Origin of the sequence: Aurantimonas litoralis (assembly GCF_026153195.1) — a bacterium.
Classification (GTDB): Bacteria; Pseudomonadota; Alphaproteobacteria; order Rhizobiales; family Rhizobiaceae; genus Aurantimonas; species Aurantimonas coralicida.
The window spans coordinates 104,108-129,958 of the sequence record NZ_JAPFBM010000010.1 but is presented as its reverse complement, the minus strand read 5'-3'; the positions used below and the strand labels follow the sequence as shown (position 1 = coordinate 129,958).

Genomic DNA, 25,851 nt, shown 5'->3' with positions numbered 1-25,851 from the left:
CCGCATTTTTCGGTAGAGTTCATGCATCGCATCCTCGACGCAGTCCACCTCGTCCTCAAGGTGGCACTGGGTCTGCTCGTCGCAGGCCTGATCATTCCCGTGACGATGCAGGTGCTGTCACGCTCCGACTACGTGCCCCGCTATATCTGGACCGAGGAGATCGCCCGCTTCTGCTTCGTGTGGATGATCATGATCGGCGCCATGTGCGCGGTGCGCGACGGCACCCATTTCGATCTGGAGATCCTACCGGAATCGGCCAATCCCAAGGTTGAGCGGGCCAAGCGCATCTTCGTGCATCTGATGGTCTCGCTCGTGGCCGTGATCTTCGTCTGGTACGGCTGGCAGTTCCTGCTCTTCGGCTGGTACCAGACCTCCGAGATCGCCTCGCTGCCGATGAACTGGATGTTCGTGGCCTGGCCGCTGATGGGGGTCGTCACGCTGCTCTTCATGGCCGAGAAGGTCATGATCGAACTGCGGCGCCCGCTGGGAGAGGTCGCATGACCCCCGGTTTCGTCGCTGCGCTGCTGTTCGGGCTGTTCCTGCTCTTCATCATCCTGCGGGTGCCGGTCGCCTTCGCGCTCGCTCTCGCCTGTATCCCGGTGTTCTTCCTGGAGCCCCGGCTGACGCCGATCCTGCTGCTGCAGGAGATGTTCCGGTCCTACAATTCCTTCGTGCTGCTGGCGGTGCCGTTCTTCCTGCTCGCCGCCAATCTGATGAACGCGGCGGGCATCACCGACCGGTTGATCCGATTGTCACGGGCGCTGGTCGGGCACCTTCCGGGCGGCCTCGGCCACGTCAATGTCGTGGTGTCGATGTTCTTCGCCGGCATCTCGGGCAGCTCGACGGCGGACGCCGCCGGCATCGGCTCGCTGCTGATCCCGCAGATGAAGAAGGAAGGCTTCTCGGCCTCGTTCTCCGTCGCCGTGACTGCCTGTTCCTCGGTGATGGGCGTGGTGATCCCGCCATCGATCCTGATGGTCGTGTGGGGCGGGCTGATGTCGGTCTCCATTGGCGGCCTGTTCCTTGCCGGCATCATTCCCGGCATGCTGATCGCCGGCGCGCAGATGACCACGGTCTACATCTATGCGCGGCGTCACGGCATGGGCCTGCACACCCGCGCCACGTTCCGCGAACTCGCCGGTGCGTTTCTCGGGGCCGCGCTCGCCTTGATGACGCCGATCATCATCGTCGGCGGCATTGTCGGCGGCGTCTTCACGCCGACCGAGGCCTCCGTGGTCGCCGCGCTCTATGCGCTGTTCCTCGGCATGGTCGTCTATCGCACCATCGGCCTGAAGCTCCTGACCGAGGTCCTTTACGACACCGGGCGCTTCGCCTCGATCGCGCTGTTCTGCATCGGCACCGCCAGCGCCTTCGGCTGGATCCTGGCCTATTTCAAGGTCCCGGCGGCGCTCGTCTCCTATGTGCAGGCGATGGATCTCGGCATCACCGAGATGGGCTTCGCGGTGGCGATCGCCTTCCTGATCATCGGCTGCTTCATCGATGCGATCCCGGCGATCATCATCCTCGGCACGGTGCTGTGGCCGGTCACCCAGTCGGTCGGCATGCATCCGATCCACTTCGCCATGATCGGCGTGATCAGCCTCGCCTTCGGCCTGGTGACGCCGCCCTACGGCCTGTGCCTGCTGATCTCCTGTTCGGTCGCGGGCATATCGGTCAAACGGGTGATCAAGGACGTGGCGATCATCCTGGCGCCGATGCTGGCCATCCTGGCGCTGGTCATCGTGTTCCCGTCGGTCAGCCTGTGGCTGCCGCGACTGCTGATGCCGCAATTCGTCAACTGAGCCATCGGTTGAGTGGGGAGGAGCGCGGTGCCCGGAAACGGTGCGCCGCGCTCTTTTTTATAGACCATACGATCAGGGAAAGACGCACATGACACGCAGCGATCGGCGGCCGGATCTCTGGCTCTACGACAAGGCCATGCCGTTCTGGATCGCGACGTCGCGGGACGACCGGCATGGCGGTTTCTTCGACCGGCTCTCGTCGGCCGGCGAACCGTATGAGGACGATCCGAAGACCACGCTCGTTCAGGCGCGGATGCTGTTCACCTGCGCCCATGCGCGGCTGAACGGCGGCGGCGAGGACTGCGTCGCCGGCGCCGAGGCGGCGCTGGCCTTCCTCACCGACCATCTGCGCGATCCGTCCGACGGCGGCTTCTACCGCGCGGTCGGCCGGGACGGGGACCCGGCTGCACCCGGTGCGAACCGGGTCAAGGATGCCTACGACCACAGCTTCGTGCTGCTCGGTCTTGCCGCCTTGTTGCGGCTCGGGCCGTCGGAGACGGCGCGGACCCTCCTCGACGAGACCTTCGACTGGTTCCACGGCACGCTCTTCGATCCGGCGACCGGCGGCTATCACGAGGACGACAGGGCCACGCAGCCCGGCGAACCCTATCCGCTGCCGCGTCGCCAGAACCCGCACATGCATCTCTTCGAGGCGCTACTCGCTCTGCACGAGGCGACGGGCGAGGCGCGCTGGCTGGAGCATGCGAGGCGCATCGCCGAAATCTTCGCGGCGCATTTCTACGACGCCGACACCGGCTCGCTGCGCGAGTTCCTCGACCGCAATCTCGGCGAAGCGCCGCCGCCGGCCGGCCGCATCCGCGAGCCGGGCCACCAGTTCGAATGGGTCTGGCTGCTGCACCGCTATGCGGCCCTGTCCGGCGACCGGCGCTTCGACGGCCATACCGCGGCGCTCTACCGGTTCGGCTGGAACAACGGCACCCATCGTGGCGGCCGTCTGGGCGGCGGCGTCTATGACGAGATCGACCCGTCGGGCGCACCGATCTCGACATCGATGCTGCTCTGGCCCCAGACGGAAGGCATCAAGGCACATCTGGCGCGGGCCGAATCGGCCGGCGACGCGGAGGGCGTGGCGCGGGCCCGGCAGCTGACCAGGCTGATGTTCAAGCAGCACATCGCTGCCGACCGCCCGATCTGGCGTAACCAGATCGACCCCGACGGCAAGACGCTGCAGGCCGATGCGCCGACGCGGCTGCTCTACCATGTCGCCATGGCGATCATCGAAGGCCAGCGGCTCGGCGCCTGGGAGGCCCAATAGCGCCATGGTCGTTCACCGTCTGGTGCACCCCGCGCCGGCCGGAGATGGCAGGCGCAGGTGGGCGGTCAGGCCGGATCTGCGGCGACCGCGACGCTGGTTCCCGTCCGGCCGGCCTCGATCAGCGCGTCGATCAGGCGATGCACCTTCAGCGCCTCGCGGCCCGAGATGCGCGGTGCGCGCTCCCCGTCCAGCGCGTCGAGGAAGTCGGCGATGGCGCTGCGGTGCCAGTCATGCGGGAAATCCATCGGATTGGCCCCGGTGCCCCCGGCGGTCTCCAGCGGTGCGACCCGCTCGGTGCGGCCGTCGTGGAACGTGACGTCGAGGCCAGTCCCGGCGAGGACCGCGGTCCCGTTGCGGCAGATGAACTCGATGCGCTCGGGAAAGCCCGGATAGGCGGCGGTGGTCGCGTCGATCGTGCCGAGGGCGCCGTTCTCGAAGCGGATGCCGGCGGCGACCATGTCCTCGGTTTCCATCACATGCACCGGGCTGGTGGTGGCGAAGCCCCGCACCTCGGCCGGTCTGCCGGCAAGGCTCAGCATCAGGTCGAGCGTATGGATGCCCTGGGTCAGAAGCACGCCGCCGCCATCGCGGGCGAGGCTGCCGCGGCCGGGCTCGTCGTAATAGGCCTGCGGCCGCCACAGCCGGATGATCGTCGAGCAGCCGGCGATCTCGCCGAGGTCGCCGGCGGCCATCATCTGTGCGAGCGCCTCGGCGGCCGGGCGGAAGCGGTGCTGCAGGACGATGCCGAGAGTGACCCCGGCGGCCTCGCAGGCCGCGACCATCTGCGTGGCGCGCTCGGTGGTGATCTCCAGCGGCTTTTCCAGAAGCACGTGCTTGCCCGCCGCCGCGCAGCGCCCGACGATGTCGAGATGGGTGTTGGGCGGGGTCAGGACGATGACGGCGTCGATGCTCGGATCGTCGAGGATCGTCTCCAGACGATCGCAGGTCGGGACCGGAAACTGCGCCGCGAAGGCCTCGCGCCGGGCCGCCGTGGGACTGTAGGCATAGGCGATCTCGACCCGGTCGGCGAGATCGTCGAGGCTGCGGACATGGGCGCCCACCACCATGCCGAGCCCGACCAGCGCGACCCGTCTTTTCTGAACTGCCAAGATTTTCTCCCCCCGAAGATGTCGTGAATTTCCCCCACGGCACTGTCGGCCATATGGCCGGCGATGCCAAGGGCCGGGGCATGTGCCGGACGGGCTCGCGCCATCCGGGCGTGCCGGAGCCCCAAACGAAAAAGCCCCCGGGACCGTCGGTCACCGGGGGCTTCGTTCGTGGTCTGCGCGGAGCTTAGCCGAGATTGCCGTCGATGCGGCGCGGCACGTTCAGCGGGTTGGCCTCCTGCAGGGCCTTCGGCAGCAGCGCGTCGGGCATGTCCTGGTAGCTCACCGGCCGCAGGAAGCGGGCGATGGCGAGCGTCCCGACCGAGGTGGAACGGCCGTCGGATGTGGCCGGGAAGGGGCCGCCATGGACCATGGCCGGGGCCACTTCCACACCGGTGCCGAAGCCGTTGACCAGGATGCGGCCGGCCTTCTCCTCGAGCACGGGCAGCAGCTTGCGGGCGTCGTCGTGATCGCCCTCTTCCATGTGCAGGGCGATGGTCAGCTGACCCTCGACCGAGCCCAGGACCTTCTGCAGTTCCGCCTCGTCGGCACAGCGCACGATCAGCGAGGTCGAGCCGAAGACCTCTTCCTGCAGCTCCGGATGCGCCAGGAAGTCGGCGGCCTTGGTGGAGAACAGGGCGGCCTGGCCCTGGAACTTCTCACCGACCTTGCCCTCGGCCAGCTTCTGGACCTGCGAATGGCTGTCCAGGCGCTTGACGCCTTCGCAATAGGCCTCGTGGATGCCCGGCGTCAGCATGGTCGCGGCCGGAGCCTCGCCCAGTGCGGCGCTGGCGCCCTTGACGAAGCTCTCGAGGCCCTCGCCGTCAATGGCGAGGATCAGGCCCGGATTGGTGCAGAACTGGCCGGCACCCATGGTCAGCGAACCGACAAAGGCCTTGCCGATCGCTTCGCCGCGTGCGGAGAGCGCGCCCGACAGCAGCACGACCGGGTTGATCGAGCTCATCTCGGCATAGACCGGGATCGGCTCGGAACGGGCCGCTGCGGTCGCCATCAGCGCCGTGCCGCCGCTGCGCGAGCCGGTGAAGCCGACAGCCTTGATGCGCGGATCGGCGACGAGGCCCTGGCCGATGACGCGGCCCGAGCCGAACAGCATCGAGAAGACGCCCTCATGCAGGCCGCAATCCTTGACCGCCTTCTGAACGGCCTTGCCGACCAGCTCGGAGGTGCCGGGATGGGCCGAATGGGCCTTGACGACGACCGGGCAGCCGGCGGCCAGCGCCGAGGCCGTGTCGCCACCGGCGACCGAGAAGGCCAGCGGGAAGTTGGACGCGCCGAAGACGGCGACCGGGCCGACGGCGACATTGCGCAGGCGCAGGTCGACGCGCGGCATCGGCTTGCGGTCCGGCATGGCCGGGTCGATGCGGGCCTCGAGGAACGAGCCCTCGCGGACGGTCGCGGCGAACAGCCGAAGCTGGCCGACCGTGCGGCCGCGCTCGCCTTCGACGCGTGCCTGCGGCAGGCCGGTCTCGGTCACGCAGCGCTGGACCAGCTCGTCGCCGATATCCATGATGTTCTGGGCGATCGTCTCCAGGAACACGGCGCGTGCTTCCAGATCGGTCTCGCGGAAGATCGGGAACGCCTCGGCGGCGAGCGCGCAGGCCTTTTCCAGATCGTCGGGGCCGGCCGCACCGAAGGCCGGCTCGAGCTTCTCGCCGGTTGCCGCATCAAGGCCGTGGATGTCGCCTGCGGTTCCGTGTCGTGTCGCGCCTCCGATGAGGAGGTCTCCTGTCAAAGCCATCAATTCACCTGTCATTTGCAGCCATGCCCGCCACACCGAAGCGGACGAGCGATCCTGGGACCCGGAATGTTTGTCGCGGGTGGCGAGCTTTCAATGCATACATCGACATTAGGCAGCACGGCTGTCCACACGAAAGTCATGCGACGCGCCGGCACCATTCGCCGGTGACGTGCTTCACGTGTCATCATATGACGCTCGGGGCAAGGTCGCCGATGTGCTATCGGTTCCCGGAAGGGCACGATCGGGGCAGTGGATACGTTATCCACCGGTCGTGGAGGGAGACGTTGCGCGGGGATTGCCGGCCGGAAGCGGCCGCCGCGGCGACGCGAGACCGAAGCGTCCGCATCTGTCTGCAAGAGCAGGCGGACGCACGGCCAGTGAATGAAGAGGGGGCATGATGGAACGGCGCAGGCTTGGAACGGGCGGACCGCTGGTGGCGCCCGTGGGGCTCGGCTGCATGAGCTTCGGCGGCATCTACGGGGCGACCGACGTGACGGAGAGCCACCGCACGCTCGACCGGGCGATCGAACGCGGTATCGATCATCTCGATACGGCCGACGTCTATGGCGAGGGCGTCTCGGAGGAGGTGATCGGCAGCTTCCTGAAAGCCCGGCCGCACCGATTCGTCATCGCCACCAAGGCGGCGATCAAGCGGGCTCCACAGCGCAGCTTCGACAATTCGGCCGACTATCTGCGCGGCGCCCTCGAAGCCTCGCTGCGCCGGCTCGGCGTCGACCATGTCGACCTCTTCTACATCCATCGCCGCGAGGCCGGGCGGCCGATCGAGGAGGTGATGGAGACGCTGGTGTGCTTCAAGGAGGAGGGCAAGATCGGCGCGATCGGCCTGTCGGAGATTTCTCCGGGCACGCTGCGCCGCGCCAATGCGGTGCATCCGGTGGCTGCCGTCCAGAGCGAATATTCCCTGTGGACGCGGCTGCCGGAACTCGGCCTCGTGCAGGAATGCGAACGCTCCGGCACGGCGCTCGTCGCCTTCTCGCCGCTGGCCCGCGGCATGTTCGGGGCAAAGCCGTTGGTGCCGGCCGATTTCCCGCCCGGCGATTTCCGCACCGCCAATCCGCGCTTCGTCGAGCCGAATTTCAGCCACAACCTCGCTGCCGCCGACCGCTTTCGTGCCTTTGCGGCCGAGCGGGGCCAGTCGCCGGCGGCGCTGGCGATCGCCTGGGTGCTGCATCGCTCGCCGCAGATCGTCGCCATTCCCGGCACGCGCAGCGCGGATCATCTGGACGACCACGCCGACGCGATGGCGATCACGCTGTCGGCGGAGGACATGGCCGCCATCGAGGCCGTGTTGCCGGTCGGCTTTGCCCATGGCGACCGCTATTCGGACGCCCAGTCCGTCGGTCCGGAACGCTATTGCTGAGCCGGCCTCCAGGCGGCTGTTGCGGCGGTCTTGGCGATGGCCCTTCGGCCGCGCTAGATCTGACCGCAACGGCCCGGCCGGCTCGATCCACCGCCCGCTGACGCGGGTTTCATCCGGCGTGATCCTCGCGCCTCCCGCAGGACGGTCTTCAAGGCCGCGCATTCCTTCGAGGTCGATCTGAACATGACCCAGTCGCAAGCCAATGCCCGCAACGGTGGGCGCATTCTGGTGGACCAGCTGCTGAAGCAGGGGGCCGACACCGCCTTCTGCGTGCCCGGCGAAAGCTATCTGGCGGTGCTCGACGCGCTCTATGACAGCCGCGACGAGATCCGGCTGATCAATGCCCGCCACGAGGCCGGCGCCGCCAACATGGCCGATGCCTACGGCAAGCTGACCGGCAAGCCGGGCCTGTGCTTCGTGACCCGCGGCCCGGGCGCCTGCCATGCCTCGGTCGGCGTGCACACGGCGTTCCAGGATTCGACGCCGATGATCCTGTTCGTCGGCCAGGTCGGCCGCGACATGCGCGATCGCGAGGCCTTCCAGGAGATCGACTATCGCCGGATGTTCTCGCCGGTCGCCAAATGGGCGGCCGAGATCGAGACGACGGCGCGCATTCCCGAATATGTCGCGCGGGCCTATCAGGTGGCGATGTCGGGGCGGCCTGGGCCGGTGGTGCTGGCGCTGCCCGAGGACATGCTGACCGAGATGGCGAGCGTCGGCGACGCGCCCAAGGCGACGCCCGTGGAGGGCCATGTTACGGCGGCCGATGCCGAGGCGATCCGGGCGATCCTCGCGGACGCGAAGAACCCGCTGATGCTGGTCGGCGGCAGCGGCTGGACCGATGCGGCGTGCCGCGACATCACCGCCTTTGCCGAGGCCAACGGCCTGCCGGTCGCCAGTTCGTTCCGCCGCCAGGACGTCGTTTCTGCGGGCTCGTCGAGCTTCGTCGGCGATTTCGGTACGGCCGGCGCGCCGAGCCTCGTCAAGCGGATGGCCGAGGTCGACGTGCTGTTCGTCGCCGGCGCGCGGCTCGGGGAGATGACCACCAAGGGCTACACGACGTTGGATTCGCCGTCGCCGCGACCGCGCCTGATCCACATCCATTCCGGCGCCGAGGAGGTCGGCCGGGTCTATCAGCCCGAGCTCGGCCTCTGCGCCTCGCCGGCCTCGCTGGCTTCGGCCCTTGCCGAGGCGCGCTGGTTCGAACCGTCGCGCTTCGAGGGCTGGCGTTCGCAGCTGCGCCAGGAGTTCCTGGCCGACGTGGAGCCCGAACAGGAAGCCGGTCCGCTGGATCTTGCGGCCGCCTTCACCACTTTGCGCGAAGAGCTCGCGACGGACGCCATCGTCACGCTCGACGCCGGCAACCACACCGGCTGGCCGCAGCGCTATCTGCGCTACGGGCGGCCGGGGCGGCAGATCGGCTCGACGGCCGGCGCCATGGGCTATGCGGTGCCGGCAGCCGTCGCCGCCGCGATCGCCCATCCCGACCGCACCGTCATCGGCTGCGTCGGCGACGGCGGCTTCCAGATGAGCGGCCTCGAACTGGCGACCGCCGTCCAGTACGGCGCGACACCGATCATCTTCGTCTTCGCCAACGGCACCTACGGCACGATCCGCATGCATCAGGAGCGGGAATATCCGGTCCGGGTCGTCGGGACCGACCTGCAGAACCCGGATTTCGCCGCCATGGCGACGGCGATGGGCGCCCATGGCGAGCGGGTGACCAGCAATGACGAGTTCATGCCGGTCTTCGAGCGGGCGCGTGCCTCCGGCAAGGCGGCGCTGATCGAGCTCGTCACCGATCCCGAGCGCATCTCGACCCGCACCACGGTGACGAAGCTGCGCGCCCTGGCGAAATAGCCATCCGGTTCGGTCTGCGGTCGGTCATCGCGCCGCCGCAGGCCACCATGCCTCGACTATCTCGAACACAGCACTCTGGGAGGATTTGCACCGATGATCGATCTCTACACCTGGGCGACGCCCAATGGCCGCAAGGTCTCGATCGCGCTGGAAGAAATGGGGCTTCCCTACGAGGCCCACGCCATCGACATCACCAAGGACGAACAGTTCGATCCCGCATTCCTGAAGATCGCGCCGAACAACAAGATCCCGGCGATCGTCGACCGCGACAACGGCCTGACGCTGATGGAATCGGGCGCGATCCTGATCTATCTGGCGGAAAAGTCCGGCAAGCTGCTGCCGACCGAGCCCGTCGCCCGGATGAAGACGCTCGAATGGCTGATGTGGCAGATGGGCGGCTTCGGCCCGATGCTCGGCCAGGCGCATCAATATCTGAAGTTCAACAAGGGCAAGGCACCCTTCGCGGAGGAGCGCTTCGCCAAGGAAGTGCGCCGGCTCTACGGCGTGCTCGACACCCAGCTTGGCCGCGAACAATATGTCGCCGGCGAGTATTCCATCGCCGATTTGTCGATCTGGCCGTGGGCGTCGCGCCATGAATGGCAGGAGATCTCGCTCCACGACTTCCCGAATGTGAAGCGCTGGTATGTCGAACTGGCCGGCCGCGAGGCGGTGCAGAAGGGCTATCACGTGCCGAAGTTCACGCAGGACATCCCGATGCCCTGATGCGGCATCGGCCGCCATGGACGGCCGGCGCCGAGGGAGACGGTCCCTGGACATGGAAAAAGGCGGGGCGCTCGGCGCCCCGCCTTTTTCGCGTCAGCCGTTGCGCGGATGGCTGCTGTGGGCCGAGGCTTCCAGCAGGTCGCCGGGCTCGATCGGCGCATTCTCTGGCGCCTCCACATGGCCCGGATCGACCATCGGCCGGTTGCGCGGCACGAAGTCCGGCGCCGGCCAGCGCCAGTTGAGGAACAGGCCGAGCGCGCCGAGACTGGCACCGATCATGTCGGTCGTCAGGCCCGGCTTGATCAGCGTGAAGGCGGCGGCGATGTAGAGCAGCCGCGTCGGCCAGTTGGCCGGCTTCAGCAGATAGCCGGAGAGGCCGCCGGTGAGCAGCGTGACGCCGGTGATCGAGGTCACGACGGACACGGCCACCTTGTCCCAGTCGCCGATCAGGAGCAGCGACGGGCCGAAGACGAACATGAACGGGATGATGTAGCCCGTCAGCGCCAGTTTCACCGCCGCGATGCTGGTGTCCCAGACCGCCGAGCGACTGATGCCGCAGGCCGCATAGACGGCGATCGCGACCGGCGGGGTGATCGCCGACAGGATGGCGAAGTAGAGCACGAACATGTGCGCCGCCTCGACCGCCACGCCGAGCCGGACGAGGGCCGGCACGAGGAGCGCCACCTGGACGATGTAGGCCGGCGTCGTCGGCATGCCCATGCCCAGGACGATGCCGGCGACCATGGTCAGCAGCAGGGCCGGCAGCAGCATGTCCTGCGCTGCGGCGCGCACGATGCTGGTGAAGGTCAGGCCGAGCCCGGTCTGGGCGATGACGCCGATGACGATGCCGGCGGTGGCGCAGGCCATGGCGACGATCACCGAGTTGATGGCACCCGCCTCCAGGCCGTCGATCAGCTTGGCCATGGTGAATTCGCTGCGTGTCGTGCTGCGCATCAGGACGACCGGCACCACGGAGAGGATGCCCATCAGCGCCGAGAAGGGCGCCGAGAAGCCGGACATCAGCGTGCCGATGATGATGAACAGTGGCAGGAACAGATGGCCGCGCTCGCGCAGCACCTCGCCGACGCGAGGCAGGTCGGCCTTGGGCAGACCCTTCAGGCCCTGCTTCTTGGCCTCGAAATGCACCGCGAGGAAGACCGCGAGATAGTAGAGCAGGGCGGGCAGCAGTGCGAAGGCCGCGACCTTCAGATAGCTGACGCCGAGAAACTCGGCCATGACGAAGGCCGCGGCGCCCATGATCGGCGGCATGATCTGGCCGCCGGTGGAGGCGACCGCCTCGACCGCGCCGGCGAAGTGCGGCGGATAGCCGATGCGCTTCATCAGCGGGATCGTGAAGGTACCGGTGGTCATCACGTTGGCGACGGCCGAGCCCGACACCGAGCCGAACAGGCCCGAGGTGACGACGGCGACCTTGGCCGGGCCGCCGGCCTGGCTGCCGGTCAGCGCCAGGGCGAAATCCATGAACAGCTTGCCGATGCCCAGCCGTTCGGCGAGGGCGCCGAAGATGACGAACAGGACAACATAGGTGGCCGAGACCTGCGCCGGGATGCCGAACAGGGCGTCGGTCGTCATGTACTGGTATTCGAGCAATCGGATCAGATGGGTGTTGGTGAAGAACACCTGATAGCCGAGGAAGATCAGCGCGGTGATCGGCAGGATCGGCCCGATGGCGCGGCGCGTGCCTTCCAGGACGACGACGATCATCAGGATGGCGAAGCTGATGTCGGTGGCCGAGACCGGGCCGACATAGGCCATGCGGGTGTTGAAATATTGCTGCTCGACAATGGGGTAGGCCGAGGCCGCGAGCGAGCCGACCAGGAACAGCCAGTCGAGCGGCCTGGGGGCCTTGCCCTGGCGCGAGGCGAACATCGGCAGGGACAGATAGGCCAGCACCAGCGCGAAGCCGAAATGGGTGGCCCGCAGGGTGAAGGCGTTGGGCGGCCCGAAATAGGCGACATAGAGGTGGAACAGGCTCATCGTCACCGCGACGACGGTGATCGTTCGCTTCAGCCAGACTTCGTGTCGTTCCATGTCACCCCCCGTGGACAGGCCGGATTGCCGACCCGTCGTCCGGCCGGCTCAAGCGCCCGCCGGTCACAAAAAGGCGTGCGGCCCCTCCCGAAGCCGCACGCCCGCCATTCTGCTTACATCTCGACGCCGTTGGCCTTGTAGAAGGCCTTGGCACCCTCGTGCATCGGCACGCCGACGTCCTGGGCCATCTCCTCGACGGTGATGTCCTTCATCGCGGCGGCGATGGCGGCGAGATCCTGACGGTTCTCCCACATCTGGCCGAGAATGCCCTCGACGACGCCGGCATCGAGATCGCAGCGCGCGATCACGTGGGTGGCGTAGCCGACCGCGCTGACGTCCTCGTCCTGCCCGGGATAGGAGCCGGCCGGGATGGTCACGCCGGTGTAGCCCGGATTGATCTCGGCCTTCATCTTGGCGATGAAGTCGGCGTCCAGCGGCACCAGCTTGATCTCGGACGAATTGGCGAGATCCATGATCGCCGAGGCCGGCACGGTGGTGCCGAGCGTGAAGATGTCGGAATTGTTGTCCTGCATCAGCGACACGCCGTCCGAATAGGACACGTAGTCGACGGTCGACAGGTCGTCATAGGTCATGCCGGCGGCCTGCATCACGGCGCGGGTCACCTGCTCGGCGGTGTTGCCGACCGGCTGGGTGGCCAGACGCTTGCCGGCGAAATCCTCGACCTTCTCGATGCCGGTGCTGGCGGTCGTGACGATCTGGAAATACTGCGGATAGAGCGTTGCGAGATTGCAGACATTGTCGGCTTCGCCTTCGAACGGCTCGCGCCCCTTGATGGCGTCGACCGTCGAGATGGAATTGGCGAAGCCGAGATCGGCGGCCCCGTTCTGGACGCCCTGGACGTTGGCGACGCCGCCGCCCGGCAGGACCTGGATCGCCACGCCGTCGGGCGCCATGCCCTGGATGGCACCGCCCAGCGGATACCACGAACCGCCCTGCGGGCCGGTCATGAACCGCAGCTGCTGTGCCTGTGCCGGCATGGTCATGGCGATACCCGCCGCCGTGAGCGCGAGCGTCAGTAGGGTCTTCTTCATGTCTTTCTCCTCCCAGTTTATCTCCGCCCCGAGGGACGGTCGGTCACGTCGGCGCACTCTCCCGCTCGAACAGGAAGGCGGCGCCCGCCCGTTCGGCAATCTCGCGCAATTGCGCGGCGAGCTTCGCAGACAAGGGGATGCCGTGCGCCAGCCTGTCGGCCTCGCGGGCATATTCGGGGTCGCCGGCCACCATCACCGGATGGGCCGGATCGATCGGGTCGGTCGCACGCAGGCCATCGACCATGCGGTCGAGGTCGGCCTCGAAGGCGGCGCGCGAGCCGCGGATCATCGCGGGATCGAGGGCCAGGATGAAATGGCCGACATCGTGCTTCTGGCCGGGCGCCCCGCGCAGCGGTGTCAGCGCGGCACCGGACAGGACGCTGGACAGCACCTCGACCATGGTCGCGAGCCCATAGCCCTTATGGCCGCCCAGCGGTGCGAGCAACGGATCGAGCAGGGCGAGATTGGGATCGCGCTGGGGCGTGCCCTCCCGCGTCAGGGCCCAGCCTTCCGGCAGTTCCGTCTCGGCCCGCTGCGCCAGCTTGAGCTTGCCGATCGCGGCGGTGGAGGTCGCCATGTCGAGAAGGAAGGGCTGGCCGCGTGCCGACGGGGCGGCGAAGGCGATGGGATTGGTGCCGAGCTTGGGCGCCAACCCGCCGGTCGGCACGATGCCGGCCCGCCAGACCGAGGAGGTCGAGATGCCGACGAGCCCCTGTTCGGCAAGCCGCCGCACATAGACGCCGGCGGCGCCGTAATGGTTGGAATTGCGGATCGAGATGGCGGAGATGCCGAAACGTCCGGCTCGCTCGGCGGCCATGTCGACGGCCATCATGCCGGGCACCTGGCCGAAGCCGGCATCGCCGTCGATCAGCGCCACGGCGCCCATGTCGTGCACGACCTCGATGTTCGGCGTCGCGGTGGCGCCGCCATTGCGGAGCTGCTGGTCGTAGAGCGGCAACAGGGTCAGGCCATGGGAATCGATGCCCATGAGGTCGGCCGCGACCAGCACGTCGGCGGTGACCGCCGCATGCGCATCGCTCATGCCCCATGCGGACAGAATCGCCAGGGCCTGTCGCCGCCAGGTCGCGCTGGCGACCCTTTCGGCTGTCTCGGACTGCATGCCGTTTCCTCCGGCCGGTTCTTGCTGCGATCTTATGACAGGGCGATCGCTTGGGATGGACGCCATCATCCGCTGCCGACGTTGTCAAGCGGCATCGCAGCAGCGTATGGGAGCGGTGGCACCGACGAACGACCACACGTCGCCATGCTGCAATGGCGTTTCGCGGGGGCGAAACGCGACCAGGTCGTATGATGAATCAGGGGAGGTCGACGCGATGACGTCGCAGAACAAGATTGCCGTGGTAACCGGCGCAGGAACCGGCGTTGGCAAGGCCATCACCACGGCGCTGGTCGCCGACGGGTTCACGGTCGTGATGACCGGTCGCCGCCGCGAAGTGCTGGATGAGGCGTCCAAGGCCATTGGCGAGGCGCAGACCGTCGTCGTGCCGGCCGACATTTCCGACAAGGCCTCCGTCACGGCGCTCTTCGCCGAGGTCGAGAAGCGCTTCGGCCGCCTCGACCTGCTGGTCAACAATGCCGGCGCCGGCTCGCCGGCCATCCCGATGGAAGAGCTCACCGCCGAGCAGTGGAACACGGTGGTCGGTGCGAATCTCACCGGCGCGTTCTTCTGCACGCAGGAAGCCTTCCGCATGATGAAGGCCCAGACGCCGCATGGCGGCCGCATCATCAACAACGGTTCGGTGTCCGCGACGACGCCGCGGCCGAATTCCTCGCCCTACACGGCGACCAAGCACGCCATCACCGGCCTGACCAAGGCGACCGCGCTGGACGGCCGGCCGTTCGACATCGCCTGCGGCCAGATCGACATCGGCAACGCCACCACCGAGATGACTGCGCGCATGTCGAAGGGCGTGCTGCAGGCGGACGGCACCACGGCGGTCGAGCCGACCATCGACGCCGGCCATATCGGCCGCGCCGTGGCGCACATGGCGAGCCTGCCGCTGGAGGCCAACGTCCTGACGATGACCGTCATGGCGACACAGATGCCCTTCGTCGGTCGCGGCTGACGCTGCCACGCATCGTCCGGGCCAGACCGGCCCGGACGCCTTCGAGACTGACCAGCAGAGCAGGAAACACGATGACCGCATGTTCCGCCGTCCGGCCCTATCGCGGGGTCTATCCCGTCGCGCCGACCATTTTCACCGAGGACGGTGCGCCCGATCTCGACGGCCAGCGCCGGGCGCTCGACTTCATGGTCGACGCCGGATCGACCGGCATCTGCATCCTGGCGAACTTCTCCGAGCAGTTCGTCCTGTCCGATGCCGAGCGCGATGAGCAGATGCATCTGGCGCTGGAGCATGTCGCGGGCCGGGTGCCGGTGATCGTGACCACCAGCCATTTCTCCACCGATGTGTGCGTCGCCCGCTGCAAGGCGGCGGAAGCCGCCGGCGCGGCCATGGTCATGGTGATGCCGCCCTATCACGGCGCGACCTTCCGGGTCGGCGAGAAGCAGGTCTTCGAATTCTTCCAGGCCCTGTCCGACGCGATCTCCATCCCGATCATGATCCAGGACGCGCCGGTCGCCGGCACGCCGCTGCCGCCGGCACTGCTCGCCCGCATGGCCGCCGAGATCGAGAACGTCTCCTATTTCAAGATCGAGACGGCCGGTGCCGCCTCCAAGCTGCGCGAACTGATCGCGCTCGGCGGTGACGCGATCGAGGGTCCGTGGGACGGCGAGGAGGCGATCACGCTGATGGCCGATCTCGACGCCGGGGCCACCGGCGCCATGACCGGCGGCGGCTTTCCCGACGGCATCCGCCAGATCATCGATCCCTATTTCGCCGGCGACCGCGAGGCGGCCGTGGCGGCCTATGCCCGCTGGCTGCCGCTGATCAATTACGAGAACCGCCAGACCAGCTTCGCCACGGCGAAGATCCTGATGAAGGAAGGCGGCATCATCGCCTCCGACGCGGTGCGCAAGCCGATCGCCCCGGCGCATCCGGACACGCGCGCCGGTCTCCTCGAGCTTGCCCGCACGCTCGACCCGCTGGTCCTGCGCTGGGGCCGCTAGGCGGGTAAGCCCCGGCGTCGGCTGACGCCTGACCCGCGCGACGGGGAGGGCGCTCACCCGCTCATCGACGACACGACCGACGGCCCGGGTGCTCTCCAGCGCCCGGGCCGTTCGTCATTCTGGTACGGGAAATCGGCCTGCGTGCCGGCAACCCCTGCTTGCCGCCAGCCGAAACTGGTTTGTGATAAAACTAGTTGCGGCGGGTCATTCTCTCGCCTAGCCTCCGGGCATGGTCGTCCTTGCGGCGACCCGGGCGGTTTCGCCCGGCGGCCTTGGGAGGGGAAGCATGTCAGCGACACGGCAGGCCGCGGAGCCGGACAGTCCTTTGCGCGGTGACGATCCGGTCCGCCGCGGTGCGCTGGACAATTACATCGCCTTCCATCTTCAGCTTGCCCAGAACGCCTCCTTCAAATCCTTCAAGCGCCATGCGGCGCAAGCCGATCTGCGGCCCGGCCATTTCGCCGTGCTGTCGCTGATCAACGACAATCCGGGTGTCACGCCGCTGGCGCTGAGCCGCGCGGCCGGCCGCGACAAGTCCACCCTGACGCCGGTGCTGCGCGACCTCGACCGGGCGATGCTGATCAGGCGCTGTCCGAGCACCGCCGACCGCCGCAGCCACGGTCTGCACCTGACCGACAGGGGCCGCGAGAAGCTGGCGCATCTGGCCGAATGCGCCGCCCGTCACGACCGGGAGCTGGACGCCATCGTCGGGGCGGGCAAGCCCGCGCTTCTCGACATGCTGCGCCGCCTGATCGCTGCGCTGGATTGAGAGGGACGTCGCCGATGTACACCGCCAGCACCGCCTTTCTCGAAGCCCTGATGGAAGCGGGGGTCACCCATCTCTTCGTCAATTTCGGCAGTGACCATCCCGGCCTGATCGAGGCGATCGCCGAGGCCCGCGCCAAGGGGCGCCCGGTGCCCCGCGTCATCACTTGTCCGAACGAGATGGCCGGGATGAGCGCGGCGCAGGGATTCGCGCAGGTCTCCAGACAGGCGCAGGCGGTCATCGTGCATGTGGAATGCGGCACCCAGGCGCTGGCCGGCGCGGTGCACAACGCCGCCAGGGGCCGCGTGCCCATGCTGATCTTCGCGGGCGCCTCGCCCTTCACCCAGGAAGGCGAGATGCGCGGCAGCCGCAACGAGTTCATCCAGTGGATCCAGGACGTCCACGACCAGCGCGGTATCGTGCGCGGCTACATGAAATACGACAACGAGGTCCGCACCGGGCGCAACGTCAAGCAGCTCGTCCACCGGGCGATGCAGTTCGCCGGCTCCGAACCCCGCGGCCCGGTCTATCTGATGGGCGCGCGCGAGGTGATGGAGGAGGAACTCGCCGAGCCGGTGACGATCGATCCCGGCCAATGGGGCGTGCTCGCCCCCGCCGCACTGCCCGAGGCGGCGGTCGGCACCATCCTCGACGCGGTCGCGAAGGCGGAGCGACCGCTGGTGGTGACCTCCTATGTCGGGCGCAATCCCGAGGCGGTGCCCGAGCTCGTCCGCTTCTGCGAACGCCTCGGCATCGGCGTGCTGGAATCGGTGCCGAACGCCATGAACTTTCCGCACGACCATCCGCTCTATCGCGGCAATCAGTGGAACGAGCCGCGCCAGAACGCGGCGCTGGCCGAAGCCGACTGCGTCATCGTCATCGACAGCGACGTGCCGTGGATCCCGACCATCAGCAAGCCGGCGGCGGATGCGACGATCATCCATCTGGATGTGGATCCGCTGAAGGAGGCGATGCCGCTCTGGTATATCGGTGCGCGCCACGCCTTCCGCACCGATGCCGCGACGGCCCTCGCACAGCTCAATGCCAGGCTCGACGCACGGCAGCCGGCGGCGGAGATCGTCGAGCGACGCAGCCGCCATCATGCGGCCGCAAGCGCGGCCCGGCGCGAGGGCCTTGTCGCGCTCGAAGCCGGCGCGCCGGACGCGATCACGCCGGAATTCGCGACGGCCTGCGTGCGCCGGCACATCGACGCCGACACCATCGTCCTCAATGAAGGCATCACCAATTACCCGGTGATCTTCAACCACATGCGGATGACCGCGCCGGGCTCGATCTTCACCTCCGGCGGCGGGTCGCTTGGTTGGAACGGCGGGGCGGCCATCGGCGCCAAGCTCGCCGCGCCGGACAAGACCATCGTCGCGATGACCGGGGACGGCTCCTACATGTTCTCGGTGCCGTCCAGCGTGCACTGGATGGCCGCGAAATACGGCACGCCGTTCGTGCAGATCGTTTACAACAACCGGGGCTGGAAGGCGCCGCGCTTCTCGGCGATGGGCGTTCATCCCGACGGCTATGCGAGCCGGGCCGACGATCTCGACATCGGCTTCGACCCGCCGCCGCGCTATGCCGACATCGCCGCGGCGGCCGGCGGCGCCCATGCGCGCCGGGTCGAGCGGCCCGACGAAATGGAGGCGGCGGTGGCCGAGGCGTTCGACATGGTGCGCAACCAGGGCCGCTCGGCGGTTCTCGACGTCTGGCTGGCATCCGCATGAGCAACGCCGAGGGCTCGATCAGCGGGGCACATGCCGCCCGGGATATCGGGAACCGCTCGCCGTCCAGAGGTTCTCCAACAATGGTCGCATGGCGATGGGGTAGGGATGGCTAAGCCCCTCGCGGCGTGACAATCTAGTTGGAAGCAAAACGAGTTTGCCGGCGCTGCCGGAGGTCGAACGAGGTAAGCGGGATGCGGCGGGAGACGATCCGCACCCGGTACCGGAGCACCCGACGGTGTCGTCCGGAACAAGCGAAGAGGAGGACGCGATGTTGAGGATGAAGAGACGGCAGTTCCTGGCGGCGACGGCGGGCGTGCTCGCCGCCCCCGCGCTGATGCGCAAGAGCTGGGCGGCCGAGCCCGAGGTGACGCTGAAGCTGCATCACTTCCTCGGCCCCAAGGCGCCGGCGCACAGCCAGATGCTGGAGCCCTGGGCCCAGTCGATCGAGGCCGATTCCGGTGGCCGGGTGAAGATCGAGATCTACCCGTCGATGACCCTCGGCGGCGCGCCGCCGCAGCTGTTCCGGCAGGTCGCAGACGGCGTCGTCGACATCGTGTGGACGGTGAACGGCTATACGCCCGGCCTCTTCCCGCGCTCGGAAGTGTTCGAACTGCCGACCATCTTCACCAACGACATCGCGGCTGCCAATCTGGCGATGCGTGAGATGTATGACGAATATCTGGCGCCGGAATACGAGCCGGTGCATCTGCTGTTCAACCACGTCCATGCCGGACAGGCGATCCAGATGGCCAACAGCCCGGTCCGCACGGTCGCCGATACCCAGGGCAAGAAGCTGCGCGTGCCGGGGCCGACCGGCAACGACGTCGTCACCGCGATGGGCGCGACCCCGGTCACCATGCCGGTGCCGGACCTGCCGCAGGCGCTGTCCACCAACGCCGTCGACGGGGCACTGATCCCCTGGGAGATCATCCCGCCGCTGAAGCTGCAGGAGGTGACCCAGTACCAGATCGAGGGACCGGACAAGAACCGGTTCGGTACGACCACCTTCCAGGTCTCGATGAACAAGGGTCGCTGGGAAGCGCTGCCGGACGACCTGAAGGCGGTGTTCGACAAGAACTCCGACGAGGCGTTCCTGCGCAAGGTCGCCGAGATCTGGCGCGGCGCCGACGATCACGGCATCCAGGTCGCGGTCGACGCCGGCAACGAGCACATCCAGCTCACCGCCGAGGAGATGCAGACCTTCAACGACGCGCTCGGACCGGTCGTCGACAAATGGCAGGCCGACCACACCGACTTCGATTCCGCGGCCCTCGTGGCGGCGGCGCGGGCGGCCATGGACAAGCACAAGTCCTGATGGTCCGCGACGACACAAATGGCGGCGGGGCGGACACGCCCCGCCGCACAGGCCGGCTGGCCGCCGGCGTCCGGCTGGTCGCACGTCTCGTGCGCTACTGGGCGCTGGCCGGCGGCATCCTTCTGACCGGGCTGGCCGTGATGACGGCGCTGAGCGCCGGCTCGAACATCGCCTTCTCGGCGCCGTTCCCGGCCGACCATGAACTGGTCAAGCATTTCGTCGCCATCGGCATCTTCATGTTCCTGCCGTACTGCCAGCTGGCCGGCGCCAACGTGACGGTGGATATCTTCACCGAAGGCATGAGCGAGGGGGCCAAGGCCGCGATGGCGCTGTTCTCGGCGATCTTCGCGGCGGCCTTCGCGCTGCTGCTGTTGCGCCAGATGTCCTACGGCTTCGGCAGCTACATCCAGTATCCGGAGGTCACGCCGGTGCTGAAGCTGCCGCTGTGGACCGCCTTTCCGCCCATCCTCCTGTCGCTCGCGCTGCTGTTCCTCGCGGCCGTGGTGACGATCCTCGACGGGGTCGCCGGCATGCGCGGCCAGCCGAAATGGACCGAGGACACTCCTGCGACAGCGAGCGAGTAGACCACGATGATCGACCCGTTCCTGCTCGGCATTCTCGGGCTTCTGCTGCTGTTGTTCCTGATCGCCGTGCGGGTGCCCATCGCCTACACGATGATCCTGGTGGGCATGGCCGGCACGGCGATCCAGTCGGGCTCGACGGTGCTCCTGTACCAGCTCAAGGACCTCGCCTACGCGCAGTTCTCGAACTACGATCTGTCGGTGCTGCCGATGTTCATCCTGATGGGTGGGCTGGCGTCGCGCTGCGGCCTTTCGCGCGATCTCTTCCGCGCCGCCAATGCCTGGCTCGGACGCTTCCATGGCGGCGTCGCCATGGCGGCGGTCGCGGCCTGCGCCGGCTTCGGCGCGCTGTCCGGCTCGTCCACGGCGACGGCCTCGACCATGGGGCAGGTCGCACTGCCGGAACTGCGCCGCTACAAGTTCTCGCCGTCGCTCGCCACCGGCACGATCGCCGCCGGCGGCACGCTGGGCATCCTGATCCCGCCCTCCGTCGTGCTCATCGTCTACGCCATCATCGTGGAGACCAACATCGTCACGATGTTCGCCGCCGCGCTGATCCCGGGCATCCTGGCGATGCTGATGTTCATGGCGACGATCGCCATCTATGTCCGCTTCGTCCCGGGCTCCGGCCCGGTGGGCGAGGCGGTGCCGCGCCAGGAACTGGTGGCGGCGAGCATCGCGGTGATCCCGGTCGCCATCATCTTCGGCGTCGTCATCGGCGGCATCTATGCGGGCATCTACAGCCCGACGGCGGCGGCCGCGATCGGCGTCTTCCTCGTCGGCATCTACGGCTTCGGGCTCGGACGGCTGAACTGGGGCAGCTTCGTCGAGGCGCTGCTGGAGACGGCCCGCACCAGCGGCATGATCTTCCTGATCCTGCTCGGCGCCGAACTTCTGAAGATCTTCATGGCCCGGGCCGGCGTGCCGCAGGCCGCCGCCGGCTTCCTGCAGGAGAGCGGCCTTGCGCCGTTCCAGATCCTTGCCCTGATCATCGTGGCGTTCCTGATCTTCGGCTGCCTGATGGACAGCCTCTCCATGGTGATCCTGGCGATCCCGTTCTTCTGGCCCGTCGTCGCCGGGCTCGATTTCGGGCTCGGCCCCGAGGAGACCAAGATCTGGTTCGGCATCATCATCCTGGTGGTGGTGGAACTCGGATTGATCACGCCACCGGTGGGGCTGAACGTCTTCATCATCAACTCGCTCGCCCCGGACGTGCCGATGCGCGAGACCTTCAAGGGCGTGATGCCGTTCTTCGGATCGGAGATCGTGCGGGTGCTGCTGCTGATCGCCTTCCCGGCGATCTCGCTGCTGCTGCCGCGCCTGCTGCAATAGGCAGAGCTGACGGCCGCGCAGTCGCGTTCCCGACAAAGCCGGGAACGCGTGCCGTCAGTTGGTCAGGCGCTTTCGACGCTTTGCTCGATGGCGCCGAAGATCGAATGCCGGCGCTCGTCCAGCATCTCGATGCGGACGGTGTCGCCGAAGCCGAGAAACGGCGTGTCCGGATCGCCACCGCCGGCTGCTTCGGCGCGGCGAAGGCCGGCGAGGCTGGAATGGCCGGAGCCGCCCGCCTCGATCGAGGCGCCCTGGCCGCCTTCCGGCTGGTCGGCGATCGCGCCCGAGCCAACGATCGTGCCGGCGGCCAGGCGGTGCGTCCGCGCTGCCCGCGCGACCAGCGCCGGGAAATCGAAGCGCGTGCCGATGCCCGCATCGACCCGGCCCAGCGGCTTGCCGTTCAGATCGACGCAGAGCGTGCCGCTGAGCCGGCCGCCGTCCCATGCGTCGCCGAGTTCGTCCGGCGTCACGGCGACGGGGGAGAAGGCCGGGCTTGCCGCGCCAGGACGGCCATCGGTGCCCGCAGGTGAATCGGTGGAGCCGCGTAGCGCGACGGCATTGACCAGCATGACCAGACGGATCGCCTCGCGGGCTTCTGCGGGCCCCGCGCCCATCGGCACGTCACCAGTGATCACCGCGATGCCACCGCCCAGATCGATGCCCCATGCCTCGTCGGCGGCGAGGATCGGCTCGCGCGGGCCGAGGATCGCATCCGACGCGCCCTGGCGAAGCTCCGGCCCGTCGTCGGGCCCGGCAGCGTCCGTCGCGGCCTCGACCCATTGATAGGCGCGGGGCAGGGGGCTGGCCGCATCGTGCTCGTGGAAACGCTCGGCCGGCACCGCCCCGGTTTCGAGGCTCTGGGCCAGCGTTGCCAGATGCGGCGCGACGCGCGCCCAGTCGTCGAGCGCCGCCTGCAGGGTCCGGGCGAGGAACGCGGCGTCGGTCATCTGCGTGAGATCGCGCGAGACGACGACGAGGCGGCCGTCGCGGCTGCCATCCTTGATGGTTGCAAGTTTCATGCGTCGGGGATCCTCCTCAAGAGGCTGCCGCAGCACCTGCTCCGGCAAGCCGGCCGGTTCCCGGACTCCACCTGCCGGGCCCTGGCGACGTCGAGCCTAGCACGCATGCGGGAATGTGGGGCGGGTTTCGCGTCGGCTCCCTACCGGCCTCAACCGGGCGCCGAGCGCGGCCGGCGGCGGGACGGCGGGGGGCGGCCGAACTCGACAGCGGACGGGGGATGCCATACGGATCGCGCATCGGCTTTGCGCCGCAAAACCCCGACGAGCCACGGATCCGCGTGCGTCCCTTCAGATGCCCGGGCCTTTCGAGAGACGAACATGCTGCATACGGTTTCCGCCTTCGACCGCATCGGCGAGGAGAACGCCTTCGCGGTGCTCGCACGTGCCACCGCCCTTGCCAATTCGGGCCGCGACATCATCAATCTGGGCATCGGCCAGCCGGATTTCCGCACGCCGGAGCATATCGTCGAGGCGGCCATCAAGGCGCTGCGCGACGGCCATCACGGCTACACGCCGGCCAATGGCCTGATCGCCACCCGCGAGGCCGTGGTGCGGCGGACGCTGGCGACCACCGGCATCGAGGTCTCGCCGGAATCGGTGATGATCCTGCCGGGCGGCAAGCCGACCATGTATGCGGCGATCCTGATGTTCGGCGAGCCGGGCGCCGAGATCCTCTATCCCGATCCGGGCTTTCCGATCTATCGCTCGATGATCGAGTTCACCGGCGCGACGCCGGTGCCGGTGCCGGTGCGCGAGGAGAACGGCTTCGCCTTCTCGGCCGAGGAGACACTGTCGCTGATTACCCCGAAGACGCGGCTCCTGATCCTCAACTCGCCGGCCAACCCGACCGGCGGCGTGACCCCGCGCGCCGAAATCGAGAAGCTGGTGAAGGGCCTCGCCGACCATCCGGACGTGGCGATCATGTCGGACGAGATCTACGACGTGATGACCTATGACGGCGAGGCGCATTGCTCGCTCCTGACCTTTCCGGAAATCCGCGACCGGCTGATCGTCCTGAACGGCTGGTCGAAGACTTGGGCGATGACCGGCTGGCGCATGGGCTGGTCGATCTGGCCCGAGGTGCTGATGGACAAGATCCGCAAGCTGGCGGTCAATTGCTGGTCCTGCGTCAACGCTCCGAGCCAGTTCGCGGGCATCGCCGCGATCGACGGGCCGCAGGACGACGTCGAGACGATGATGCGGGCCTTCGATCGCCGCCGCAAGGTGGTGGTCGAGGGGCTGAACGCGCTGCCGGGCGTATCCTGCGCGACGCCCAAGGGCGCGTTCTACGCCTTCCCGAACATCTCGCAGACCGGCTGGAAGGCCAAGAAGCTGGCCTCGGCCCTTCTGGAGGAAGCCGGCGTCGCGCTGATCGGCGGGCCGGATTTCGGCATTCTCGGCGAGGGCTATGTGCGGCTGTCCTACGCCAATTCGGAGGAGAACATCGTGCGGGCCCTCGAGCGCGTCGATGGCTTCCTGCGCTCGCAGTCGGCGCCTGCCTGACAGCGGCGGGCCATGGATATGCCGGGAAATCCGGGTGTGGTGGTTTAACTCTGGGGCCGACTGATTAGGTTGGAGAGCTTACCCCGAACACCAGGAGACGGCATGTCCGATCAGAACGACAACGAGAACGGCATCCAGGGTGTCATGGTGGAGAAGCTGGAGGGCGTTTCGCAGCTCCCCGACGGCAATGTCGCCCTGATCATCCGCAATGGCGACGCGCCCATTGGCCTCGTCTTCACGCCCCAGGACGCACAGGACGCGGCGAAGCTTCTGGCTTCGGTGCATCCCGAAGACGGCGCACCGAACGGCGACGCCGCCTGAGGCAGGATCTATCGATGGCGGGTGGCGCGCAGCCATCCGCCATTTTTCATTTCGGGCAGTCTGCTGGCAGTAACGACCGGTAATGCCGCGTCCGCGCCAACGCCCGCCCGGCAGCAGTCCGAGATCAGTCGGTCGGAGGCAGGGCCTCGATCCAGGAGACGATCCGCGTCCCGAGTTCGTCCGTCGTCTGCGGCGAGACGATATCACCCGCCAGGACGTGGCTCGCCGGATCGCCGCTCTCCGGCACCTCCACCACTTCGCGCGGACCCTGCCAGCGTTCCATGACCGCTTCCGTCGCGGCGGGATCGACGATCCGGTCGTTCGGCGAAAACAGCGTGAGGACCGGAAGCGCGATGCCGGAGATGTCGGCCCGCAGGGTTTCGCGCACCAGGGCCGCCATCGGGACCAGCGCGCCGATCGGATAGCGCGTCGTCCAGTTCTCCGCCTGCGGGTCGTTCAGCGGATCGAAGCCGCGGGTCTCGCCGCCGACCAGGGGCAGGAGATCGCGCGCCCAGGGCAGGTCCAGCGCAAAGGCCCAGCGGTCGAGCAGGCCGAAATTCGGCGAGATCAGCACCAGTCCCGCCACATCCTCCATCAGGCCCGGCTGCGTCGCCCCGAAGGTCGCCAGCGTGCCGCCGGTCGAGGTGCCGATGACGATCACCCGGTTGCCGATCTCGCGGCCGATGGCGACCGCTTCGGCCAGATCGTTGAGCCAGGCGTTGACGTCGGCCTGTTCCATCGCGGCGCCGTCGCGGCCATGGCCGGTGAGGCGGGTGTAGAAGAGGTTCGCGCCCAAGGATGCCGCGACCGTGTCGGCCAGAGGCCGGGTCTCGCCCTTGGCGGCGGAGAAGCCGTGCACATAGACGATCGAGATCGGGGTGCGGGCGCGCGAGGCCGGATAGGCCCAGACGATCTCCTTCTGCGCGTTCGGGCGCAGATTGGGAATGTCCGCCTCGGTGCGCGCCAGATAGGCGTCGGCATCGGCGCCGATGGCGGTGGGATCGAAGCGGATCGTCGTTTCCACCGGTTCGCGCGGTCCGAACAGCCAGACGGCTGCACCGGCCAGCAGCAGTACGACAACGAGAGCGATAAGCGTTTTCCAGAGCAAGGGCAGCGTCCGTTCGGCGGGTGGCAGGCGTGGCTTCGTCTATCGCGTCTGATGCCGGCGCGAAACCGCAG

22 protein-coding genes are annotated in these 25,851 nt (G+C 68.0%); 15 read left to right on the top strand and 7 right to left on the bottom strand.

Annotation, left to right across the window (positions count from 1 at the left end; all coding sequences use genetic code 11):
- Positions 1–21 precede the first annotated feature (21 nt).
- The 3 genes from N7I30_RS18390 to N7I30_RS18380 all read left to right on the top strand — a co-directional run bounded on the left by N7I30_RS18390 (position 22) and on the right by N7I30_RS18380 (position 3,078).
- Entirely contained in the window at positions 22–501 is a 480-nt protein-coding gene (locus N7I30_RS18390; protein ID WP_024351495.1) for a TRAP transporter small permease, read from the top strand.
- On the top strand, positions 498–1,802 hold the full coding sequence (locus N7I30_RS18385; protein WP_024351494.1) for a TRAP transporter large permease: 1,305 nt from the start codon (positions 498–500) through the stop codon (positions 1,800–1,802). The genes N7I30_RS18390 and N7I30_RS18385 overlap by 4 nt, the downstream gene beginning before the upstream one ends.
- 88 nt (positions 1,803–1,890) lie before the next feature.
- Positions 1,891–3,078: an AGE family epimerase/isomerase gene (locus N7I30_RS18380; RefSeq protein WP_498640767.1), complete on the top strand. Its 1,188-nt coding sequence runs from the start codon at positions 1,891–1,893 to the stop codon at positions 3,076–3,078.
- 65 nt (positions 3,079–3,143) lie between these two features.
- Here the strand turns inward: N7I30_RS18380 and N7I30_RS18375 are convergent, their stop codons facing one another.
- Both N7I30_RS18375 and N7I30_RS18370 read right to left on the bottom strand, forming a co-directional pair.
- Positions 3,144–4,187: a Gfo/Idh/MocA family protein gene (locus N7I30_RS18375; RefSeq protein ID WP_498640765.1), complete on the bottom strand. Its 1,044-nt coding sequence runs from the start codon at positions 4,185–4,187 to the stop codon at positions 3,144–3,146.
- A 184-nt stretch (positions 4,188–4,371) separates the two neighbouring features.
- Positions 4,372–5,943, bottom strand: coding sequence for an aldehyde dehydrogenase (NADP(+)) (locus N7I30_RS18370; RefSeq protein WP_498640763.1), 1,572 nt, complete (start codon positions 5,941–5,943; stop codon positions 4,372–4,374).
- Between the two features lie 394 nt (positions 5,944–6,337).
- On the opposite strand from N7I30_RS18370, the gene N7I30_RS18365 reads away from it, so the two are divergent.
- The 3 genes from N7I30_RS18365 (at position 6,338) to N7I30_RS18355 (ending at position 9,907) form a co-directional block, all read left to right on the top strand.
- Positions 6,338–7,324 (top strand): aldo/keto reductase, encoded by a 987-nt coding sequence (locus tag N7I30_RS18365; RefSeq protein WP_498640761.1) that lies wholly within the window; start codon positions 6,338–6,340, stop codon positions 7,322–7,324.
- A 183-nt stretch (positions 7,325–7,507) separates the two neighbouring features.
- Positions 7,508–9,184, top strand: a complete 1,677-nt coding sequence (locus tag N7I30_RS18360; RefSeq protein ID WP_498640759.1) for a thiamine pyrophosphate-binding protein — start codon at positions 7,508–7,510, stop codon at positions 9,182–9,184.
- A gap of 93 nt (positions 9,185–9,277) precedes the next feature.
- Positions 9,278–9,907, top strand: coding sequence for a glutathione S-transferase family protein (locus N7I30_RS18355; RefSeq protein WP_188077426.1), 630 nt, complete (start codon positions 9,278–9,280; stop codon positions 9,905–9,907).
- A gap of 93 nt (positions 9,908–10,000) precedes the next feature.
- On the opposite strand, the gene N7I30_RS18350 is transcribed toward N7I30_RS18355, so the two are convergent.
- The 3 genes from N7I30_RS18350 to N7I30_RS18340 all read right to left on the bottom strand — a co-directional run bounded on the left by N7I30_RS18350 (position 10,001) and on the right by N7I30_RS18340 (position 14,131).
- Complete coding sequence (locus tag N7I30_RS18350; protein WP_498640757.1) at positions 10,001–11,959, bottom strand: TRAP transporter permease; 1,959 nt, start codon at positions 11,957–11,959, stop codon at positions 10,001–10,003.
- A 113-nt stretch (positions 11,960–12,072) separates the two neighbouring features.
- Positions 12,073–13,011 (bottom strand): TAXI family TRAP transporter solute-binding subunit, encoded by a 939-nt coding sequence (locus tag N7I30_RS18345; protein WP_024351486.1) that lies wholly within the window; start codon positions 13,009–13,011, stop codon positions 12,073–12,075.
- Positions 13,012–13,054: 43 nt separating this feature from the next.
- Positions 13,055–14,131, bottom strand: a complete 1,077-nt coding sequence (locus N7I30_RS18340) for an Ldh family oxidoreductase (protein WP_498640755.1) — start codon at positions 14,129–14,131, stop codon at positions 13,055–13,057.
- A 214-nt stretch (positions 14,132–14,345) separates the two neighbouring features.
- Between N7I30_RS18340 and N7I30_RS18335 the strand changes: the two genes are divergently transcribed.
- The 7 genes from N7I30_RS18335 to N7I30_RS18305 all read left to right on the top strand — a co-directional run bounded on the left by N7I30_RS18335 (position 14,346) and on the right by N7I30_RS18305 (position 21,829).
- Complete coding sequence (locus N7I30_RS18335; protein WP_187390975.1) at positions 14,346–15,098, top strand: SDR family oxidoreductase; 753 nt, start codon at positions 14,346–14,348, stop codon at positions 15,096–15,098.
- A 71-nt stretch (positions 15,099–15,169) separates the two neighbouring features.
- On the top strand, positions 15,170–16,102 hold the full coding sequence (locus N7I30_RS18330; protein ID WP_498640753.1) for a dihydrodipicolinate synthase family protein: 933 nt from the start codon (positions 15,170–15,172) through the stop codon (positions 16,100–16,102).
- Positions 16,103–16,388: 286 nt separating this feature from the next.
- Positions 16,389–16,871, top strand: coding sequence for a MarR family winged helix-turn-helix transcriptional regulator (locus N7I30_RS18325; protein ID WP_498640751.1), 483 nt, complete (start codon positions 16,389–16,391; stop codon positions 16,869–16,871).
- Between the two features lie 14 nt (positions 16,872–16,885).
- Entirely contained in the window at positions 16,886–18,601 is a 1,716-nt protein-coding gene (locus tag N7I30_RS18320) for a thiamine pyrophosphate-requiring protein (protein WP_498640749.1), read from the top strand.
- Positions 18,602–18,869: 268 nt separating this feature from the next.
- Positions 18,870–19,916, top strand: a complete 1,047-nt coding sequence (locus N7I30_RS18315; protein ID WP_009209242.1) for a TRAP transporter substrate-binding protein — start codon at positions 18,870–18,872, stop codon at positions 19,914–19,916.
- Positions 19,916–20,500, top strand: coding sequence for a TRAP transporter small permease subunit (locus tag N7I30_RS18310; RefSeq protein ID WP_498640747.1), 585 nt, complete (start codon positions 19,916–19,918; stop codon positions 20,498–20,500). The genes N7I30_RS18315 and N7I30_RS18310 overlap by 1 nt, the downstream gene beginning before the upstream one ends.
- A 6-nt stretch (positions 20,501–20,506) precedes the next feature.
- The gene (locus N7I30_RS18305; RefSeq protein ID WP_188077433.1) at positions 20,507–21,829 is read left to right on the top strand and encodes a TRAP transporter large permease; all 1,323 of its coding nucleotides are present in this window, start codon (positions 20,507–20,509) and stop codon (positions 21,827–21,829) included.
- 62 nt (positions 21,830–21,891) lie between these two features.
- Here N7I30_RS18305 and N7I30_RS18300 read toward each other — a convergent pair whose 3' ends face one another.
- On the bottom strand, positions 21,892–22,848 hold the full coding sequence (locus tag N7I30_RS18300) for a fumarylacetoacetate hydrolase family protein (protein WP_498640744.1): 957 nt from the start codon (positions 22,846–22,848) through the stop codon (positions 21,892–21,894).
- 318 nt (positions 22,849–23,166) lie between these two features.
- Here N7I30_RS18300 and N7I30_RS18295 point away from each other — a divergent pair, with 318 nt between their 5' ends.
- Positions 23,167–24,351: a pyridoxal phosphate-dependent aminotransferase gene (locus tag N7I30_RS18295; protein ID WP_188077435.1), complete on the top strand. Its 1,185-nt coding sequence runs from the start codon at positions 23,167–23,169 to the stop codon at positions 24,349–24,351.
- Positions 24,352–24,453: 102 nt separating this feature from the next.
- Complete coding sequence (locus tag N7I30_RS18290; RefSeq protein ID WP_024351475.1) at positions 24,454–24,672, top strand: hypothetical protein; 219 nt, start codon at positions 24,454–24,456, stop codon at positions 24,670–24,672.
- A gap of 124 nt (positions 24,673–24,796) precedes the next feature.
- Here N7I30_RS18290 and N7I30_RS18285 read toward each other — a convergent pair whose 3' ends face one another.
- Positions 24,797–25,780, bottom strand: a complete 984-nt coding sequence (locus N7I30_RS18285; RefSeq protein ID WP_498640741.1) for an alpha/beta hydrolase — start codon at positions 25,778–25,780, stop codon at positions 24,797–24,799.
- Between the last annotated feature and the right edge of the window lie 71 nt (positions 25,781–25,851).